This is a genomic window from Zarconia sp. (assembly GCF_057467645.1).
The window spans coordinates 35,236-54,874 of record NZ_JBRJXU010000169.1 but is presented as its reverse complement, the minus strand read 5'-3'; the positions used below and the strand labels follow the sequence as shown (position 1 = coordinate 54,874).

Genomic DNA, 19,639 nt, shown 5'->3' with positions numbered 1-19,639 from the left:
AACAATTTTAACCGATCTCTTCCCATTGCGGAGGGGGAATTGGGGAGAGTAATGAACAATGAACAATTAATAATTCTCTCCTTGTCTCGCTCTCCCGAAGCCCCCGAAGCCCCCGAACCCCCAAAGCCCCCGAAGCCCTCAAATCTCAACGGCGATCGATAACGAACAGCCAGTCTTGCTTGTCTGGGGGGGTTAAAACGATCGCATCCTCAGAAGTCGCATCGGGTAGATCGGTATATTCACCCGATCGCGGGTTGAATTGGCGGATGCTGTAGGTTTGGCCCTTCTCTGCGGTATCGAGTGTCAGGGAAACTTCACGATCGGTATCCCGGATATAAACGGCGTATTGCTCGCCGGGGTTGGCTAACAGATAGTTCGTCCCCCGACCCTGAAGGCGATCTTCGCGGGGTTCGAGTTGCCACCAGTCGAGATCGGTAAAGAAGGTTTTGACGTGCTGCACCTGTTCTTCCCAATCGTCATTTTTGGGGGTATCCACGTTAAACGTATCGGGGTCGCGCCATCCGCCGAAATAGGTCGTTCCCCAACCGGTGACGAAATAGCCTCCAGCCATGGCAATATCCCAAGTTGCGTGGCGAATATCATCGACATCCTTACTATTGGGTTTATCCACCCGTCCGTCACCGTTTTTATCCCGCAGGTAGTAGGCGTACTCCGAGTTAATCACCGGTTTGGGCTGTTCGCGAGCATCCAGGATGCGCTGGCGCAGGCGGCGGTAGCTTTGTTGGAAGTCGCTAAAAGACATCCAATCTTCGGTGCCAAACTGCGCCACAGAAAAGGAGGCTTCCCCCGGATGAATTCCAATCGTGCGATCGTGGGGGTCGCTGCGGACAATTTCGTTGGCCAAATCCCGATACATGGATTTGGGTCCGTGTTCGTTCCATTCTCCAGCAACGTTAAACGCTACGTTGTAGGCACTGTAGCGGGCGATAATATATCGAGCGTAACGCAACCGCGCTTCATCGTCGGGAAATCCCCGCCAGTCTCCCACCTTGGCATCTTTAGCCCAGGCTAAAAATAGCATCACCATGATGCCGCGATCGTGGGCGTATTGCAGCCGCGCGTCCACTTCCTGCCAGAACGCGGGGTTAATCGTCTCGTCGGCATAACTCTCAAAAGCCGCTCCCCCATCGTTCTCATCTGCGAGTAAATTGGTATGGATGTAGTTAAATTGCTGCTCGGCACGCACGTCGATGTAGTGTTTGACCGTTTCGCGATTCAAGTTTTCGGCTTCGTTCGTACTCACCAAACTCCAGTTCGTATCCCCAAACAACCAATAGGGGGTTCCATCTTCATACTCAAAATGGTGAGGATGGGATTCTCGCACCCGAACGCCGCCGGAAAGATTGGATGGGACGCTCGTAAACGAACCCGTCTGACCGTTGAGGCCGCCATCGTTGGATTCGATTTTCCACTGCCAAACCCCTTCGCCGTTAGGGGAAAATCGAACGATCCAGCGATCGCCCCCATCCCAAAAGAGAGGAATCGATTTGGTCGTACCATCGGGTGCGGTAAAGGTTGCTGTTGCCGTGACTTCGTTGTAAGGATTGGTATAGTTGCCGGTGGTGGCGAACGATCGCTCGAATATTCCCAGGGACGGCACTTGCACCTCACCGGTGGCATTGACGGAAACCGTCACCTCGTCGCTGCCAGTCTTCTGGCCATCATCGGCACTCAGCTGCAACACGTAGGTTCCCGCCTTGGAAAATTGAACGGTGGTATCGGGTTGGCTGGCATCTTCAAAGGTCGCCTTTCCCGGTCCGGACACCTGCTGCCATTGGAGAGTGAGGTCGGTATCGGTTGGGCTATCGTCGCTGGCCGTACCGTCGAGTTGAATGGCTTTAGAAACCGCTACGGTTTGAGGAGATCCGGCACTCACGACCGGCGCGCGATCGATTGGCGTTTCCGGTGCTGTATTTTGGGGTGGGGCGGGTTGGCGGCAACCGACAGTGAGGGTGCAAGCGGCGATCGTCAAAGAGAGAGTTTTCGATCGAAGTGTAGAAGACCAGAAGGTTTTCATAGCAGGAAAGTTTGTTGCGCTCTCGGTATTCGTACAATGGGGAATCTTCCCTAAAGTGTAGACGAACAGCTATGGATACTGATACTTGCCCCCCGCCTGGTGGAGTGTCCATCAAAAGTGATACAAATCATGAGTCGGTGCGATCGCCAAAGCCATATTAGAAGAAGACAGTCTATCCCAACACGACGATGACGACCAATCTTCCCGGCTATCACCTGAGCGAAACTCTCTACCAAGGCACTCGCACCCTCGTCCATCGCGCCACTCGCACCAGAGATAGCCAACCCGTCATCATCAAATTTCTGCGAAACGAATACCCCAGCTTCAGCGAACTGGTTCAGTTCCGCAATCAATATACCATTGCCAAAAACCTCGATTTGCCCGGAATTGTCCAACCTTTATCTTTAGAAACCCACGGCAACGGTTACGCCTTGGTGATGCCTGATGATGGTTATGTTTCCCTCGGAAAGTGGCAAAAAGAACAATTTTCCCTCTCGGACTTCCTGACTATCGCCATTCAACTCGCCGAGATTCTCCACGGACTCTATCAAAACCGGGTCATCCACAAAGACATCAAACCGGCCAACATCCTCATTCATCCGGAAACCAAACAGGTCAAACTCATTGACTTTTCCATCTCTTCTCTGCTGCCCAAAGAAACCCTCCAAATTAGCAATCCCAACGTCTTAGAGGGAACCCTTGCCTACATCTCCCCAGAACAAACCGGACGGATGAATCGTGGTATCGACTACCGCACCGATTTCTATTCCCTGGGTGTGACCTTCTACGAACTCCTCACGGGAAAACTCCCCTTCCAAAGTGAGGATCCCATGGAGTTGGTACATTGTCACATTGCTAAATCTCCCATGGCATTGGGGAATGGGGAATGGGGAACGGGAAATGGAGAAGAGATTCCCTCGGTTATTTCCGATCTCCTGCTCAAACTAATGGCGAAGAATGCTGAAGATCGGTATCAGAGTGCTTTGGGGTTGAAATACGACTTAGAGAAATGTTTGTATCAATGGAAAGAAGCCGGCGAAATCGAGCCGTTTGAGTTGGGCGAACGGGATATTTGCGATCGCTTCACCATTCCTGAAAAGCTCTACGGACGCGAAGGAGAAGTCCAAACGTTACTCGATGCATTCGAGAGGGTGGCTCAAGGCGCATCAGAGATGATGCTGGTGGCGGGATTCTCCGGTATCGGTAAAACGGCTGTGGTCAATGAAGTCCACAAACCCATCGTTCGCCAACGGGGTTATTTTATCAAAGGGAAATTCGACCAATTCAACCGCAACATTCCCTTTAGTGCCTTCGTGAGTGCCTTCCGTGACTTGATGGGTCAACTCCTGAGTGAATCCGATGAAGAATTAGCCAACTGGAAAGCTAAGATTCTCGAAGCCGTGGGCCTCAACGGTCAAGTCCTCATTGATGTCATTCCGGAACTCGAGCGTGTAATCGGCTCACAGCCTCCTGCAACAGAGCTTTCGGGTACGGCTGCCCAGAATCGGTTCAATCTCCTGTTTCAGAAATTCATTGCCGTTTTCACCACCCCAGAACACCCATTAGTGATGTTTCTCGATGACTTGCAATGGGCAGATTCGGCTTCATTGAATTTAATGAACGTGTTGATGGGGGAGAGTGAGACGGGATATTTATTACTCTTGGGAGCCTATCGAGATAATGAGGTGTTTCCAGCTCATCCGTTGATGTTAAGTTTGGGGGAATTAGAAAAGCACAAGGCAACAGTTTCAAGCATTACTTTGGCTTCCTTGCCCATACTCAATATTAATCAGTTGATTGCTGAAACTCTTAGTTGTACCTCCAAGTTAGCTCAACCTTTGACCGAGCTAGTTTATCAAAAGACGAAGGGGAATCCATTTTTTACCACCCAGTTTTTGAAGGGATTACAGGTCGATGAGTTGATTATCTTCAATGGAGACTTGGGATATTGGGAATGTGACTTAGTTCGGGTTCGAGATGCGGCTCTGACCGATGATGTGGTGGAGTTTATGGCGACTCAGTTGCAGAAATTGTCCGAAGTCACCCAAGCTGTGTTGAAGTTCGCCGCTTGTATTGGCAATCAGTTTGACCTGGAAACCTTGGCAATTGTGTGTGAGTCCCCAGTTGAGGCTGTAGCAGCAGACTTGTGGAGTGCCCTACGAGAAGGCTTGGTTATTCCCATTACCCAAGCATACAAGTTTTTCCAGGTTGGGGAAAAAGAAGAAAAATATTCAGACGATGTTTCCGTTGGCTATCGTTTTCTACACGATCGCGTTCAACAAGCAGCTTATTCCCTCATTCCTGAAGACCAAAAACAAGCAAGTCATCTCCAAATTGGTCAACTACTCCAACAAAACTTATCAGAGATGGAGAAGGAACAAAATCTGTTTGAGATTGTTGGACATTTGAATTTAGGTCGGGAGTTAATCACTCAAGCTAAAGAACGAGAAGCCTTAGCCCGACTGAACTTAGCCGCCGGACAGAAAGCCTGCAATTCTACAGCCTATGTAGCCGCCAGAAGTTTTGTGCGAACCGGACTTGAGCTACTGACCGCGAACTGCTGGCAAACTCAGTATGAATTAACCCTTAATCTTTATGTGGCTGCGGCAGAAACTGCTTACTTAAATGGTAACTTTGAGAGCATGGAAGCCCTAGCCGTGAGAGTCTTAAAAGAAGCTCAAACAATTTTAGACAAAGTTAAAATTTATGAGATTCAAATCAGCGCACTGACAACCCAGAGTCAGATGTTGGAAGCGCTCGTCCTAGGTCAAGAGGCGTTGGGATTATTGGGAATTGAATTTTCATCTGAACCTGACGAAGTCTTGACACAAAAAGCACTACAAACCCTTACCGAACAACTCCAGGGCAAACAGATTGAGGAATTAATCGATCTACCGGTGATGAGCGATCCACAGACCATTGCCGCGATGCAACTGTTAGCAATGCTGTTTGCTCCTATTTTTCTGGCAAAGCCTGTCTTGCTACCCCTGCATTGCTCCATCATGGTAAGCCTATCCCTCAAATTTGGCAATGCATCTGCATCAACAATCGGTTATGCCGGTTATGGCATGGTGCTATCTGCCTTTTTGGGAGAGGTTGAAAGGGGCTATTGTTTCGGGCGAGCGGCACTGAACTTACTCGATTTGTTCAAGGTGCAGGAGTATAAGTCTCTAACTTTACTTTTATTTGGCGCTTTTCTCCAACATCGTCGAGAAGCACTGGGGACAAAAATCTCATCAACAGCGAAAGAGGGCTATCTCGCAGGAATGGAAACGGGTAACTTTCTATATGCTGGCTACAATATGAGCAATTATTTCCATCATAATTTCTTTGCCGGAGCATCTTTCGATGATTGGGAACCAGAAATAGATAAGTATTGTGTTGTCTTAGCGGGTATGAAGCAAGATTCGGCTCTAATTTACCTGAAGATACAACAACAGATGGTTGATAACTTGAGGAAATCTGTCAATGAACCAGATTTATTAAGTGGCACGGCTTACGATGAAACCTTGATGCTTCCTAAACATCATCAGGATAATGAACTCACAGCCATCGCTCGTATCTATATCGATAAGCTGATGCTTGCTTATCTCTTTGGTAACTATACCAATGCGCGAGACTACACTGCCCAAGCTAATCTCCATTTAATGGCTGTTGTCGGAACAATTCATATCCCAATTTTCTACTTCTACGCCGGATTAACCGATTTGGCACGATGCTCTAACCAGTCAGAAATTGAACTAGAAAATACTCTGACTTCAGTGGAAACCCATCAAACCACTCTAGCTCAGTGGGCAAATTATGCCCCCATGAATCATCAACACAAAGTCGATCTTGTGGAGGCTGAAAAATGTCGGGTTTTGGGAGAGAAAGTAGAAGCGATCGAATTATACGATCGCGCCATTGCCGGAGCCAAAGCCAACGAATACCTCCAAGAAGAAGCCCTCGCCAACGAACTCGCCGCTAAATTCTACCTCAACTGGGGCAAAGAGAAAATCGCCCAAACCTACATGGTGGAAGCCTACTATTGCTACGCCCGCTGGGGAGCGGGAGCCAAAACCGACCATCTTGAAGCCACCTATCCCCAACTGCTGACCCCCATCCTCCAACAACCCCAATCGTCCCTGACTCTAAACAGCACCACTACCCTCACCTCCGAACAAAGCGTTCGCACCTCTACCTCCACCACGACTTCCCTTCTCGATATCTCCGCAGCCATCAAAGCCTCCCAAGCTCTCTCGGAGGAAATCGAACTCGAAGCCTTGCTCTCCCAACTGATGCAAATCGCGATCGAAAATGCCGGAGCAGATAAAGGCGCATTAATCTTGAACAATGCCGAAACCTGGGAAGTCGTCGCTCAGTGCATCGAGGAAACCTGCAAGTTATCCGCTACTCCCCTCGATAATGCTCGGACTCTTCCAGCCAGCATCGTTCGTGCCGTCCAACGCACCCAAAAAACCGTCATTCTCGATCGCGCGGACAAAGACACTCGCTTTGCATCAGATACTTATCTGGGACAACAGCAACCCAAAAGCTTATTCTGCACCCCGATTCTTAACCAAAGTCGGCTCATTGGCATCCTCTACCTCGAAAACAACCTCAGTGCGGGAGCCTTTACTCCAGAACGAGTGGAAGTGCTCAATTTAGTCTGTTCCCAGGCGGCAATTTCCATCGAAAATGCCCGACTCTACGAACAATCTCAAAACTATGCCAAACAACTTGAAGGTACGGTGCAAGAACTTCAGCAGACGCAGCAACAATTGCAGAAATCGTTTGAAGACTTGAAACAAGCACAACTGCAAATGGTGCAAAGCGAAAAGATGTCGGCATTAGGGAATCTCGTGGCGGGTGTGGCTCACGAAATCAACAATCCCGTGGGCTTTATTGGCGGCAACCTCCAACCCGCTCAGGATTACGTAGACGACTTATTGGGATTAATTGACTTATATCAAGAGGAAAATCCCCATCCCAGTGAAGCCATCGAAGACGAAATTGAAGCTATCGACTTAGACTTTCTGCGCTCGGATTTACCCAAACTGATTGATTCGATGAAACTGGGGGTCGATCGCATCGCCCATATCAGTAACAGTTTGCGGACGTTTTCGCGCACGGACAAAGAACACAAAGTCCCCTTCAACCTCCACGATGGCATCGACAGCACTTTGCTCATTCTCAAACATCGTCTCAAAGCCAACGAACAGCGTCCGGCGATCGAAATCGTCAAAGAATACGGCAACATTCCAGAGGTACAGTGTTTCCCCGGACAACTCAATCAAGTATTTATGAATCTGATTGCCAATGCCATCGATGCTTTAGACGAAGGGAACGCCGATCGCCGTTTTGAGGAGATTGCTGCAAATCCCAACCAAATTACCATTCAAACCCACATCCAAGAGGAGGGAGTCACCATCAGAATTTCAGATAACGGGGTGGGGATGCCAGAAGAAGTCCAAAAACGGATATTCGAGCAAGGATTCACCACCAAAGGGGTGGGAAAAGGCACGGGGTTAGGAATGGCGATCGCTCGTCAGATTATCGAAGAGAAACATGGGGGTACGATATCTTGTACTTCCGAACCCGGAAAAGGAACCGAGTTCGCAGTCTGTTTGCGATAGATTGTGCACATCTGCGGGACACCCGGCAAAAAAAAGTGGCTCGACTTTCAGCTATACTTCGGCTCGACGCGATGGATCGAACTCGAAGCACGCGGGAACCGAAACAATCATCACCATCGAGACGTTCCCGTTGTCGCCAGGAGATGCGAACTGTTTGCGCTCCCCCCGTATCCGAAACCTCTCGGGTCAGACACGGGCAACTCCTGAAGCGTGAAAAACGACCCTGGCTCGGGGATAATAAGGGTGACGAACCTATAGGGTTCCTCTCGTGAGGGGTCATAAACCGGAATCATTCATGCACTTTCAACCGTTTTGGCGCTGGAGTCGGCGCATGGCAATCTCTCCAATCGTCAGGTTCGCAACGGTGGGATTCGTGCAACTGGGTAACGAGGGAATTCTATTCGAGCAACGATACTGCCGTTCGAGTCATGCAAGGAGGCAAAACACCGGCAGATTCCCCTCTCCCCTCCCCGAACGCAATCGAAAAGAATGTTGGGTGTGCGCTTCGATCGAATATATTTCTCTCTCCAGGTTTGCCAAAATTGACTCAATGGGTTCTGGAGTGGGTTCACCATGGAATACTCGTCAAATCGCGAGGATTACGAATTCGATCGGTCTTGAATTTCAACCTCCCCAGATGCAATTACCTGACGGTTTGGGTCCCAGAAACAAGATGATGAGGCAATTCATCTAACCCTGAGAGATCGTCTAATCCTAACAGACAGACCCGCAGAGGGAACTGTTAAAATCCAGTTAACTTTCGGCAACCGATTCATGAGTGATACCGTTCTAGACGTTCGCAACCTTCAAGTTCAATTCCAAACCAACGATAATCTCGTTCGAGCCGTGGACGGTATCGATTTCCAGGTTCGACGGGGTCAAACCCTCGGCATTGTGGGGGAGTCGGGTTCGGGAAAGTCCGTTACCTCCCTGGCAATTATGAACCTCGTCCCCACGCCACCGGGAAAAATCGCTGATGGGGAAATTTGGTTTCGCGATGCCGCCACAGACGATCGCCCGACGGAACCGGTTAACTTGTTGCAACTGTCTCCTTCCCAAATGCGAAACTATCGGGGAGGGCGGATCTCGATGATTTTTCAAGAACCGATGAGTTCCCTCAATCCGGTTTATACCATTGGGTTTCAGCTCGTCGAAGCGATTCGATTGCATCAAGATATCTCCAAATCCGATGCCCGCAAACAGGCGATCTCCAGCTTGCAGGAAGTACAACTCCTCCCTGACGATGACAAAATTCGGGAACAGGCACTCGACAAGTTGCGATCGAGCGCATCAGATGAGGCAACTCCTCACGCGCGGGAGATTACCCGGCAAATCGATCGCCTCAAACAAGAAATGCTCGATCGCTACCCCCACCAACTTTCCGGGGGGCAAATTCAGCGGGTGATGATTGCCATGGCGATCTCGTGCGATCCCACTCTGTTGATTGCCGACGAACCCACCACAGCCTTGGATGTCACCGTCCAGTCCACCATCCTCAATCTCATGCGGCAGTTGCGCGATCGTCGCGGCATGTCGATGATATTCATTACCCACGATTTGGGGGTGATTGCTGAAATCGCCGATACCGTGGCGGTGATGTATCGCGGGAAAATCGTCGAAACCGGAACCGTGCGCGATATCTTCCTGGCTCCCCAACATCCCTACACCCGAGGCTTGCTCGCCTGTCGTCCCACCCCCACCAAGCGGTTGCGATATTTGCCCACCGTTGCTGATTTTCTGAATGTCGATCGCAACGATGACACCTCCGAGGGCAATAATATTTCTTCCGATCGGGAAACCGCCAATGGATCTCCCCGGCAGGCTTCCCCCGCGCAAGCGTCACCGATTCAAATCGAAGAAGTCAGCGAAATCGAAATGGCCACCCGATTTGCTCGCTTGCGCCAACAACCCCCCTTACTTCAGGTGGAAAATCTGCAAGTGGGCTTCCCGATCCGGGGTTCCTTCGGGCAAACCCAACGTTACACCATGGCCGTTAACGGTGTTTCCTTTGAGGTTTATCCCGGAGAAACCTTGGGTTTGGTGGGAGAATCTGGCTGCGGCAAAACCACCCTCTCTCGCACCCTGATGCGCCTGATCGAACCCATGGGGGGACAGGCGATATTTGATGGTGCGAACATCTTCGAGATTCAAGGGAAACCCTTGCGCCAACTACGGCGGGATATCCAAATTATTTTCCAAGACCCCTTTAGCTCTCTCAACCCTCGCATTCCCATCGGCGAAGCGGTGATGGAACCGTTAAAAATCCACGGCAAAGACCAAAACCGCCGGCAAAATAGAGAACGAGTGCGGTATCTTTTAGATCGAGTGGGTTTAAATCCCGGGTGGAGCGATCGCTATCCTCACGAGTTTTCTGGCGGTCAGCGACAGCGAATTTGCATTGCCCGATCTCTGGCGCTCAACCCGCGATTTATTATCTGCGATGAGTCGGTTTCAGCCCTAGATGTGTCGGTACAGGCACAGGTACTCAACTTGCTCAAAGAGTTGCAGGCAGAATTCGGCTTAACCTACATTTTTATTTCTCACGATCTGAGCGTGGTCAAATTTATGAGCGATCGGATTATGGTGATGAACCGAGGCAAAATCGAAGAGATCGGCCCGGCAGAAATGATTTATCACAGCCCCCAGCAAGAATATACTCGCAAACTGATTGCGTCGATTCCCACCGGAGATCTAGAAAAACGCAACGTTCGGGTTCAAGAGCGGTGAGGTCGAATTGGGCCGAAAAAGAATGGAAAATTGAAATCTCTTTTCAAAGGGAAAAGCCATCGATTGAAACCGCGATCGGACCGTTCGCCCCCGGGTCGGCTCAATACTCGAAAACTAACAATGGCTGGTATGGTGGTGAGGGGGCAAATGGCGATCGGCTCTGAGCTTCGAGAGCGGTAGCTCAGAAATTAAGAGTGTCTTCTAATACTCCCAGACGCTCTCATTCGTTGCGTCTTCCAATCCATAGCCAGCTCGCCGATCGACCGTTTGCGTTCACCTCAAAACCCCACATCTTGGGGGGGTCACATGAGGATAAACATTTAATAAACTACCCACGAACAACGATCGATAGGGAAGCGGACGTATGAAACTCAAGTACCCAAAACATTCTCACATTTCCCTGGCACTGGCAATGGCAGCTTCCTCGATTCCGATCGCGGCAGCCTCTCCAACATGGGCGAAAACTGTAACGCCGTCAGTCAAAACCGCTACAGAACCCCTCGAGGAGATCTCCAAACTCCAACTCGACAGCATCGCCAAAGGAGAAACTTTACCACCGGTCACGGTCTCGCTCGAAACCCTCCAAATCGCCCAAACGCCCGCACCAGAACCGAACTTATCGCCAGAATCCGCATCCCCAACCCAGAGCGAGTCAGCAAGGTCGATCGATTCCGAAAACTCCGAGATCGCTGAGATTCGCGAACCGGATGCCCTCGATCCTCAACTGCAAGAACTTCAAGGTCAAGGACTCTCCCCACAGCAATTCTCAATCGATTATCGACCCCAATCTCCCATTCTGGGCGCTCGGGAGATTCAATTTTCCCCCGAAACCATCCGGCAAACCCAGCGCCCGAGGGCAGAAGAACTCGAATTTAACGACGAACATATCGGCGATCTGTCGAATCCCGTCCGAGGGCCTTTTAGAATTGAAGACCCGATCGTTTTCACCACCACCGACCTCGAAGAGCGAGAAACGGGTTTTTTCGCCGAGATTTCCCCCGCATCTAGCCGCGCGAAAGGGGCTTACGGAATTGCCACCCTCGGTGCAACGGGGTCTGGGGGGAATATCTTCGCCCTCGATATTGAAGGGGGACAGCGCACGGCCGGACTGGACCTGAGTTATACCCAAGCCGCTATCGTCGGGGAAAATGACAGCAGCATCGGCTATCGCATTAGCGCCTTTACCGATCGCGCCCCCAACGATAACTTTTTAGCGGGTGGGACGACGGTATTCCTGCCAATGGGATTTCGGCACGTTCCCTGGGTGAATCGCACCGGCGGGGAAGTGAGCGTGTTCGTTCCTTCTTCAGAGAACTTCGTGTTCGTTCCCAGCGTTCGTTACCAAAACGTTCAAATCAGCCGGGGGGCTTTCAACGATGAGGATATTCCCCGCGACGAGCGCGGCAATCGCCTCAGCTTTGCCGATGACGGCACTGACGATTTGCTTAGCGTGGGGTTAGCGGCTCAGTACGTGGATGTCTCGCGCGATCGACGTGCCGACGTGGTTGTCGAAGGGACTAAGTTTCAACTGGGCACCGAACAGTTTATTCCCATTGGAGATGCTGACGTAACGGCCAACCGCCTCAGCGGGGGACTCGTGCAATATTTCCCGGCGAATCTCTTTGGGTTTGCCGACGGTCCGAGCGTCTTCGTTATCGGTTTAGCCGCGGGTACGTTTATTGGCGATTTGCCCCCCTACGAAGCGTTTAGCTTGGGGGGTTCGTCTTCCGTACGCGGCTATGGAGATGGCGGACTGGGATCGGGACGTAGTTTTGTCAGTGCCACCCTTGAATATCGTTTCCCGATCGCCAACTTCCGCAGCGACACCATCCAAAATCTACGTGGTGCGCTCTTTGTCGATTACGGTTCGGCATTGGGTTCCCAGGGTAACGTCCCGGGTCAACCGGGGGAAGAGCGAGATAAACCCGGTAATGGAGCGGGATTTGGTGTCGGTTTGGGCGCCCAAGTCGATTTTTTGAACTACGTATGGGTCGATTTTGCGATTAACGATGAAGGTCGCACGGAATTTTCGTTTAATATCGGCGATCGCTTCTAATCGCTCTTTCTAAAAGCACTTTCTCAAAGACCTTTCTCAAAGCTCGAATCAAGGGTAGGCATCCCGACCGTTTGTCGGATTTTAGATCGCTAGACACGCTCTCGACGGAGCTACTCACTTGAGTTGGGGTTCACGATCGCATTGTGCCCAGTGCCAGGAAATGGTGGGGTGTTTGCCTATTTCTTGGCGAGGGTCGATCGGGGTAACGATCGATCTAAAACTGGCATGACTCGCAAAACCGGACTCCGATTCCCAGATGGCTGAGCCTACAGAGTGGGGGTTTGCCATTGCGATGGCGAGTCTAACCCGCAATGTTTTCGAGTAGCTGCCAGCAGTCGCTATTGGCGATCGCATCTTTGACCGTTTCAAACATCATGTGACAGTGGTTGTCTTTCTGAAGGGGTAATTCTTCGTTCTTAACGACAAACCTCATGCGTATTTCCTCTGTGAACTCAACGGGTCGATCGATGAGGACTTCCACGGAAACGAGCTTGGCAAACGCTACCCGACCGGGGACTTCGCGAGCCATCATGTAGTCCCCAGTATCGTAAACGATATCGAGATTGCAAGACTCTAGCACTTGGGCTAATTGAGTTCGCAGTTGCTCCAAGGGCGTAGAAATTGTAAATAATCCTGTGTAGCGAGCCATCGGTAACTCCAGGGCGCGACATCAAGATCCATCCTATCGGATCGAACCGAGAGTTGCTGAAGTTTGGATGACACTTCACGATAACCTCAATAAAGAGAGGGATTTGACTCTGAAGCAAAACTGGCGTTACTTAACTTCGGGGAATTTGCGAACTTGGTAGGCGAAGGAGTCGAGATATCGAAAGGTATGGCGACCCATTTTGCGCTTAAACGCGCGATCGGTTTGCTCTAAGACGGCTTCGGGAATGCTTTGCCATGCCTCAAAGGTTTGCCAGCGAATGACCAAAATTACTAGATCGTCGGCATCCGCTTCGATCCAGACTTCTTTGCCCAAGAAACCCGAATAGTTCTCGAGCATTTGCGTCCAAAGAAGCCGATCGAATTCTATGAATTTTTCTCGCATGGGGGGACGCACCTGAATTTTGAGCCATTCAATGACCATCGATGGTTGAGTTTTTGGGGAATGGGGTGTTGGGTGATGGGGGGATGGGGAGACAAGGGGACAAGGGGACAAGGGGACAAGGGAGACAAGGGAGACAAGGGGACAAGGGAGACAAGGGGACAAGGGAGACAAGGGGACAAGGGAGACAAGGGGACAAGGGAGACAAGGAGGATCTTGGAAGAGTGTCGCCACTAATCCATTGTCAATTGTGTATTGTCTATTCACTCCTTCCCTGCCCACGGTCACTTGTATCCTAACCAATGTTGCGATTGTACGTATGGCAGTCGCTACTGTAGGCGCGGACATGGGGTGATTGTGATGATTGACACGCGAGCAAGATGTTTGTACGCTCCGCACACGCGCGCGAATGCACGAATTGTCCTCACGAACAGGCGCGGTTTCTATCTTTCTATATCTGAACGAACCCGGGGACATCGACGATCGGGTTAAATCCGGATATTTAACCCCTAGATAATTATCGATCGAGTAGCGTCATCACTCGATCGAAACTTATAATTTCAGGCAAATCCGTCAGTTCTAAATAAGCCGATCGAATGCAAGTAAAATAGTTTTGAATACGGAAATAGCTAAGTTACGCATAATGGCTGATGAAAGCAAATCTGTAACAGCTTATTCTAAATAAAAAAGTGATTTGATTCGGTACGCTTTGCGATCGTAATTACATACACCTCGGTTGCGATCGGAATCACATATAAACCGTTCCCCGATCGCTGACAATCTTGACTTTATGCGTTCATTGCTTTATGTTTAGTGGTGCGACAAATCATAGGCTGACAGCTCTAAGCACTCAGTCTTGTGACCCGAAAACCTCTCTATAATTAACCCAAAAAAAGGTTGACATAGAGAGGTATTTCGGTATAGTTTCTTTAAGTGAGTGTAATATCGATACAAGCATCCAAAATGCGGTTGAGCCTATGATTTGTCGCAAAATCTACCAGGATTCCTCCGTTTTCGTGCAAGTTGAGAGCGCACCACTGATTAGCTGAAGTCGGAAAAACGAGAATTTTTGGGTGTAACTCCACGGCTGTTTTATGTCTTGGATATTGTCGTTCGAGCTGAGGAGACATTCTCAGTTCGAGCGACCCTTAGAGTATTGCTATCCCTGTAACAAAAACCAATCTCGTCAATTCATCGTTTTTTCCGTTCTGATGCCGATCGCTACGAACTTCTAATGCATGCCAAAAAATAGAAAATCATGGAATCCAAGCATCACGAAAACGAACAAGTGGCATCGGGTTTGATTTCTCTGAAATTCAACCTCACCCAAAAAACCATTATTGCCATTCTCAGTTCGCTCTCTTTATTCAGTAGCGGTTTCTACGCTGGATTTGCCCACGGGTAGAATCTCTCGAAAATCGGCGAACCCCCATCGCTAGCCGCACCCGAACCATCTGAACGCTCTTAAGGTTCTTTTTAAATCGGTGTTCGATTCGTTCTCGACTTTAAAACTGAGGTGGAACCGATGCGATCGCCTATTCTGGTGTGATGAAGGCGATCGCAATTGAGTCGCATTTTTATCGCTCTGGCCCGAGATCGTTGGGGGATTGCGTGAGGTCTATTGCTAAGCCGAAAATCTCAGTCATCGCATTGACCGGTGGCACACCAGCAAAACCTCCTCACCAATAGGTATTATCCCCCCGAAGCCCCCGAAGCCTCCGAAGCCCATCGTCACTTGTGTCCGCGCCCGATATGGTGACTGCTATCGCTTCGACCGAACGACCTCATCGGTAAATAGTTGGGTTGAATCCCTTCTTTCGCCTTCGATCGCACCTTGTCAAATCCATTCAGAATCTTGCTATTGACCCCCATTTCAGATCCGGATTGCCCATCGCCTGCACCGTTAACTGAAATAATCCGAAAACTCAAGACAGACACTTCGTACCGATCGTGATTCATTCCTTTGGCATTTCAACCCAAGATAATGTAACCCCAAATTCCCCTCTCGAGCGTCCTATCAAAATTATGGCCTTGGGGGATTCGATTACCGATGGCTACCACATTCCGGGGGGATATCGCACCGACTTGTGGTACCGCCTGACCAAACGCGGGTATCCCATTCGCTTTGTCGGTTCCCTGAGTAACGGCCCGGAAATCCTCACCCAGAAGCAGCATGAAGGACATTCCGGCTGGACGATCGACCAAATCCGCCGCCAAATTGAAGGATGGTTGGCTCAGTCTCAACCGGATATCATTTTGCTCACCATCGGCACCAACGACGCGATCCGATCTCCTCAAATCGAAGGTGCTGTCGAGCGCCTTAACTATCTAATTGACGAAATTTTCGCCCAACTGCCTCAGGTAGATCTTCTCGTCGCCTCTCTTCCCCCCATCGGGGAACCGGTCATTAACGAGCGAGTGTTGTACTACAACCACCAGGTGAAGGAATTAGTATCGCGAAAACAGAGCGAACGGCAGCATCTCTATTTCGTCGAGACCCACTATATCTTCGACTTGGACGACTTACCCGATGGAGTTCATCCCAATCGGGAAGGGTTTCGCAAAATGGCGATCGTCTGGGATACTGCTCTAGTGCCAATTTTGAACCAAATGTGCTGACGGCTCAGGTCGGAACCAACTCTCCCGGACGGAGTTGAGACCATTTTCCCTGCTCTAGCTTAAAGCTCTCGCAGCCGACGACATCCCATTCCATCTCGACGAGATCTTCCTGGGGACGGATATTGACGTTTATCGTCGGTTCGACGGGTTCAAAATCTGGGGTGCTGGTTAGATGCGGCTGTTGGTGCTGCATCTCAACAGCGTGGTACGTTAGACAGCGATCGACATAGTGACAGTTTACGCAAATACACATAATTCGACCTCCAGGGATTTGTTCCTATATCTTAGGCAGAAAATCCATTTCTGGGGCATTCAATGGAGTTTCGTTAAGTCATTTGGCCCCTCGGTGGGGGCGCATTTAAATTGGGGATGAGGGAATAGACGAGGTGACGCAGTACGCCCAGAGAGAATAAGGGGGATAATAGAAAATTTAGGTTCCGCTGGGCCAGCCGAGCTTTCTCTGCTTTCAAGGGAATGCTTTTCGCAATAGATGGGTTCGCGAAGCGTCTCTTGCAGCAGAATCTCTCGTCGGGAATCAACATGATGTTGAAGGTTTTGCTCCCCCCGCTCACATTCACCAAAATCTAAAAAACCCATCCTTGTAAGCTCTACCCCCAAGAGCTACCGAAGCCGACGGTCGCTTGTCTCTAACTCACCAATGTAACGACTTACATATCCTCTCTACTCACTTATCCCAATGTGCTAATGTTTCCTCGCAGCACCATCTGTACTCTATCTCCTCAAACCTGGCCCTTTAGTTTGGAATGGTTGCCCCCATCGACGTATCTCGTCGGGGGTGCGGTGCGTGATGCCTTACTCGATCGCGCGTCGGACTATTTCGATCTCGACTTCGTGCTGCCGGAAAATACTGTAGAAACCGCTCGCAAACTGGCCCGCCAGTACAATGCCGGATTTGTTCTGCTCGATCCCCAGCGACAGATTGCCCGCGTCGTGTTTGAAGCGGGAACGGCAGATTTTGCCCAGCAGGAAGGGGAAACCCTCGAAGCCGACTTGCACCGCCGGGATTTTACGACCAACGCGATCGCCTACAATCCGCACGCGAAAACCTTTTTCGACCCCCTGGACGGTCGTGAGGATTTGCAGCGCCGTTGCCTGCGGATGGTGACCCCAGAAAATCTCAAAGACGATCCCCTGCGATTGCTAAGGGCGTACCGACAAGCGGCGCAACTGGGGTTTACCCTGGAACCGGATACCGAGGCGGCTATTCGTCAATTTGCCCCGCTTCTGGAGCGGGTGGCCGCCGAACGGGTCAACTCCGAATGCGGCTACCTCCTGGGAACGGCAAAGGGGACGCCATGGCTGATTCGCGCCTGGGAAGATAGATTGCTCTGTGTTTGGTTTCCATCCGCGAGTGCAGAGGGCATCGCGCGGCTGTCACAAATCGATCGGGTCGTGGAAGAGGCGATCGCCGCTCACCCGGATTTAGCCCCCCTCCTGATGCGAGAAATTCGTCCCACCTTGAGAACCACCGGCATCGCGATCGCCAAACTCGCCACTTTGGTAGCACCCGACCCCCAACTCGCGGAACGGGAACTTCTGCGACTGAAGTATTCTCGTCCGGAAATTCGCAGCGTTGTCTCCTTGCTCGCGGCTTGGAGTCAAGCCAATTCCACCGAAGCGATCGAACAATTATCGATTCGGGAGCTATTTTTCTGGTTTAAAGGGATCGGTGACGTGTTGCCGGCGTTTGCAGTCTTTGCCCTCGCCTCCGGTGTTTCCCCAGATGCGATCGCCCCCTTAGTCGCGCGCTACCTCGATCCGGACGATCCGGTGGCGCACCCGCAACCCCTGGTGAGTGGGAAAGACTTGATGCAGGCGATCGATATTCCCAAAGGTCCGCAAATCGGTCGTCTGCTAACAGCAGTTCAGATTGCCCGCGCTCAAGGTAAAATTTCGACCCCCGGCGAGGCGATCGAATTTGCCAAAATCTTGCAATCGGTGGAAGAGAGTGGGTGAGAGCTTCGGGAGCAGGGGAGGCTTCGGACGCTCCGGATGCGGAGAGGGGGAGACAAGGGAGACAAGGGAGACAAGGGAGACAAGGGAGACAAGGGAGACAAGGGAGACAAGGGAGACAAGGGAGACAAGGGAGACAAGGGAGACAAGGGAGATGAATTTTCCCCACACCCAACACCCCACTTCACGGTGAAGCGCGAAGTATTCAACCGAACGGGATGTTCACATGGCTGAATTTTCATGGCGTAATTCACACTCTCCATCCCCGCGTCTCCCCGTCTCCCCGTCTCCCCATCACATTCCCCCTTCCCGAGAAACTCGTAGCGTCAAGAGCGCAAACAGCTATCTGTGTAAAAATCAAAGCTAAATCCTTACATTTCTTTAGAGTTGAATCCAAATGCCAGTTGTCAGCTTAATTCCAGCGCGTTCCTACCAACTCGATTCGCTGCGATCGCTTGTGGAAACCTTGCTCGAACCGATGGGGGGAATGGCAGCGATCGTCAACCGAGGCGATCGGGTTCTTCTCAAGCCCAATCTTCTCACCGGAGCGCGTCCGACGAAAGAATGCGTGACTCGCGTGGAGTTGGTCGTTGTCGTTGCCCAGATGGTGAAAGAGGTTGGGGGAAAACCCTTCCTCGGTGACAGTCCCGCCTTTGGTAGCGCCCGGGGGGTTGCCGAAGCTAATGGGTATTTGCCCCTCCTCAAACAGTTCGACATTCCGATCGTGGAGTTTCGCGGACAGCGATATCAAACGAGCGAAGGTGACTTCAACCATCTGCGATTGAGTAAAGAGGCGATGGAAGCCGACGTGCTGATTAATTTGCCCAAAGTTAAATCTCACATGCAGCTGACGATGACGTTGGGGGTGAAGAATCTTTTCGGTTGCGTTCCCGGTAAGATGAAGGCATGGTGGCACGTCGAAGCTGGTAAGGATGCCGATCGCTTTGGGACGATGTTGGTCGAAACCGCCCGCACCCTCGCTCCCAATTTAACGATTATCGATGGGATTATCGGTCACGAAGGCAACGGTCCCAGTGGCGGCGAACCTCGCGAACTGGGGGTTTTAGGGGCATCCCGAAACGTATTCGCCCTCGATCGCGCGTTGCTCGATATCCTCCAAGTCGAACCGGAAATCGTGCCAACCGTTGCGGCTTCTCAACGGCTGGGGTTGTGTCCGGAACTCAGCGAAATTGAATTTCCCCTATCCCATCCCCGCGAATTGCAGTTCGCGGACTGGAAACTCCCCGATGCGATCGCCCCGATTGATTTTGGGTTGCCTCGAATTGCCCGTTCGACCTTTAAACATCTCTACATTCGCTGGATTAAGGAACCCATGAATGCCTATGGGAAGCGCTAAGCATGGGTTTAATGTTGAAGACTTGAAGACGCAATCCCCATTGGTGACAGGTTTTGCTTATGTGCTATCGGTCAAGGGTTGTGGGGTGTGGGGTGTAGGAATTAAGCGCAACCCGAGCCATCTCTTCTTTTAAGTCTCTCGGTCGGCGTTTCCTTGCGCAAGGGGAGCGTTCCCTGGCGTCTGTCGCGCGAACTCGGGGTCCGAC

The 19,639-nt window shown here is 50.9% G+C and carries 13 protein-coding genes; 7 read left to right on the top strand and 6 right to left on the bottom strand.

Annotated elements, in window-relative coordinates; genetic code table 11:
• Positions 1-145: 145 nt before the first annotated feature.
• Positions 146-2,038: a glycoside hydrolase family 140 protein gene (locus tag AC2215_RS24745; protein ID WP_486812693.1), complete on the bottom strand. Its 1,893-nt coding sequence runs from the start codon at positions 2,036-2,038 to the stop codon at positions 146-148.
• A 188-nt stretch (positions 2,039-2,226) separates the two neighbouring features.
• Here AC2215_RS24745 and AC2215_RS24740 point away from each other — a divergent pair, with 188 nt between their 5' ends.
• From AC2215_RS24740 to AC2215_RS24730, 3 genes are all read left to right on the top strand, one after another.
• Positions 2,227-7,653: a trifunctional serine/threonine-protein kinase/ATP-binding protein/sensor histidine kinase gene (locus AC2215_RS24740; protein WP_486812692.1), complete on the top strand. Its 5,427-nt coding sequence runs from the start codon at positions 2,227-2,229 to the stop codon at positions 7,651-7,653.
• Between the two features lie 774 nt (positions 7,654-8,427).
• Positions 8,428-10,380 carry an ABC transporter ATP-binding protein gene (locus tag AC2215_RS24735; RefSeq protein ID WP_486812691.1) on the top strand — a complete coding sequence of 651 codons (1,953 nt, stop codon included), beginning with the start codon at positions 8,428-8,430 and terminating at the stop codon, positions 10,378-10,380.
• A 364-nt stretch (positions 10,381-10,744) separates the two neighbouring features.
• Positions 10,745-12,436, top strand: coding sequence for a BamA/TamA family outer membrane protein (locus AC2215_RS24730; protein ID WP_486812690.1), 1,692 nt, complete (start codon positions 10,745-10,747; stop codon positions 12,434-12,436).
• 114 nt (positions 12,437-12,550) lie between these two features.
• On the opposite strand, the gene AC2215_RS24725 is transcribed toward AC2215_RS24730, so the two are convergent.
• From AC2215_RS24725 to AC2215_RS24715, 3 genes are all read right to left on the bottom strand, one after another.
• Positions 12,551-12,724, bottom strand: coding sequence for a hypothetical protein (locus tag AC2215_RS24725; protein WP_486812689.1), 174 nt, complete (start codon positions 12,722-12,724; stop codon positions 12,551-12,553).
• 13 nt (positions 12,725-12,737) lie between these two features.
• Positions 12,738-13,085: a hypothetical protein gene (locus tag AC2215_RS24720; protein WP_486812688.1), complete on the bottom strand. Its 348-nt coding sequence runs from the start codon at positions 13,083-13,085 to the stop codon at positions 12,738-12,740.
• Between the two features lie 126 nt (positions 13,086-13,211).
• Positions 13,212-13,526: a TIGR03792 family protein gene (locus AC2215_RS24715; RefSeq protein ID WP_486812687.1), complete on the bottom strand. Its 315-nt coding sequence runs from the start codon at positions 13,524-13,526 to the stop codon at positions 13,212-13,214.
• A 1,216-nt stretch (positions 13,527-14,742) separates the two neighbouring features.
• Between AC2215_RS24715 and AC2215_RS24710 the strand changes: the two genes are divergently transcribed.
• Positions 14,743-14,889: a hypothetical protein gene (locus AC2215_RS24710; protein WP_486812686.1), complete on the top strand. Its 147-nt coding sequence runs from the start codon at positions 14,743-14,745 to the stop codon at positions 14,887-14,889.
• Positions 14,890-15,215: 326 nt separating this feature from the next.
• Here AC2215_RS24710 and AC2215_RS24705 read toward each other — a convergent pair whose 3' ends face one another.
• The gene (locus AC2215_RS24705; protein ID WP_486812685.1) at positions 15,216-15,443 is read right to left on the bottom strand and encodes a hypothetical protein; all 228 of its coding nucleotides are present in this window, start codon (positions 15,441-15,443) and stop codon (positions 15,216-15,218) included.
• Between AC2215_RS24705 and AC2215_RS24700 the strand changes: the two genes are divergently transcribed.
• A complete protein-coding gene (locus AC2215_RS24700; protein WP_486812684.1) occupies positions 15,435-16,103 on the top strand; it encodes an SGNH/GDSL hydrolase family protein in 669 nt (222 codons plus the stop codon). The two genes, AC2215_RS24705 and AC2215_RS24700, sit on opposite strands and share 9 nt — an antisense overlap.
• A gap of 4 nt (positions 16,104-16,107) precedes the next feature.
• Here the strand turns inward: AC2215_RS24700 and AC2215_RS24695 are convergent, their stop codons facing one another.
• Positions 16,108-16,356, bottom strand: a complete 249-nt coding sequence (locus AC2215_RS24695; protein WP_486812683.1) for a Ycf34 family protein — start codon at positions 16,354-16,356, stop codon at positions 16,108-16,110.
• Between the two features lie 452 nt (positions 16,357-16,808).
• Here AC2215_RS24695 and AC2215_RS24690 point away from each other — a divergent pair, with 452 nt between their 5' ends.
• Both AC2215_RS24690 and AC2215_RS24685 read left to right on the top strand, forming a co-directional pair.
• A complete protein-coding gene (locus AC2215_RS24690; RefSeq protein WP_486812716.1) occupies positions 16,809-18,080 on the top strand; it encodes a tRNA nucleotidyltransferase/poly(A) polymerase-related protein in 1,272 nt (423 codons plus the stop codon).
• 394 nt (positions 18,081-18,474) lie between these two features.
• Positions 18,475-19,434, top strand: coding sequence for an Npun_F2552 family protein (locus AC2215_RS24685; protein ID WP_486812682.1), 960 nt, complete (start codon positions 18,475-18,477; stop codon positions 19,432-19,434).
• Positions 19,435-19,639 lie beyond the last annotated feature (205 nt).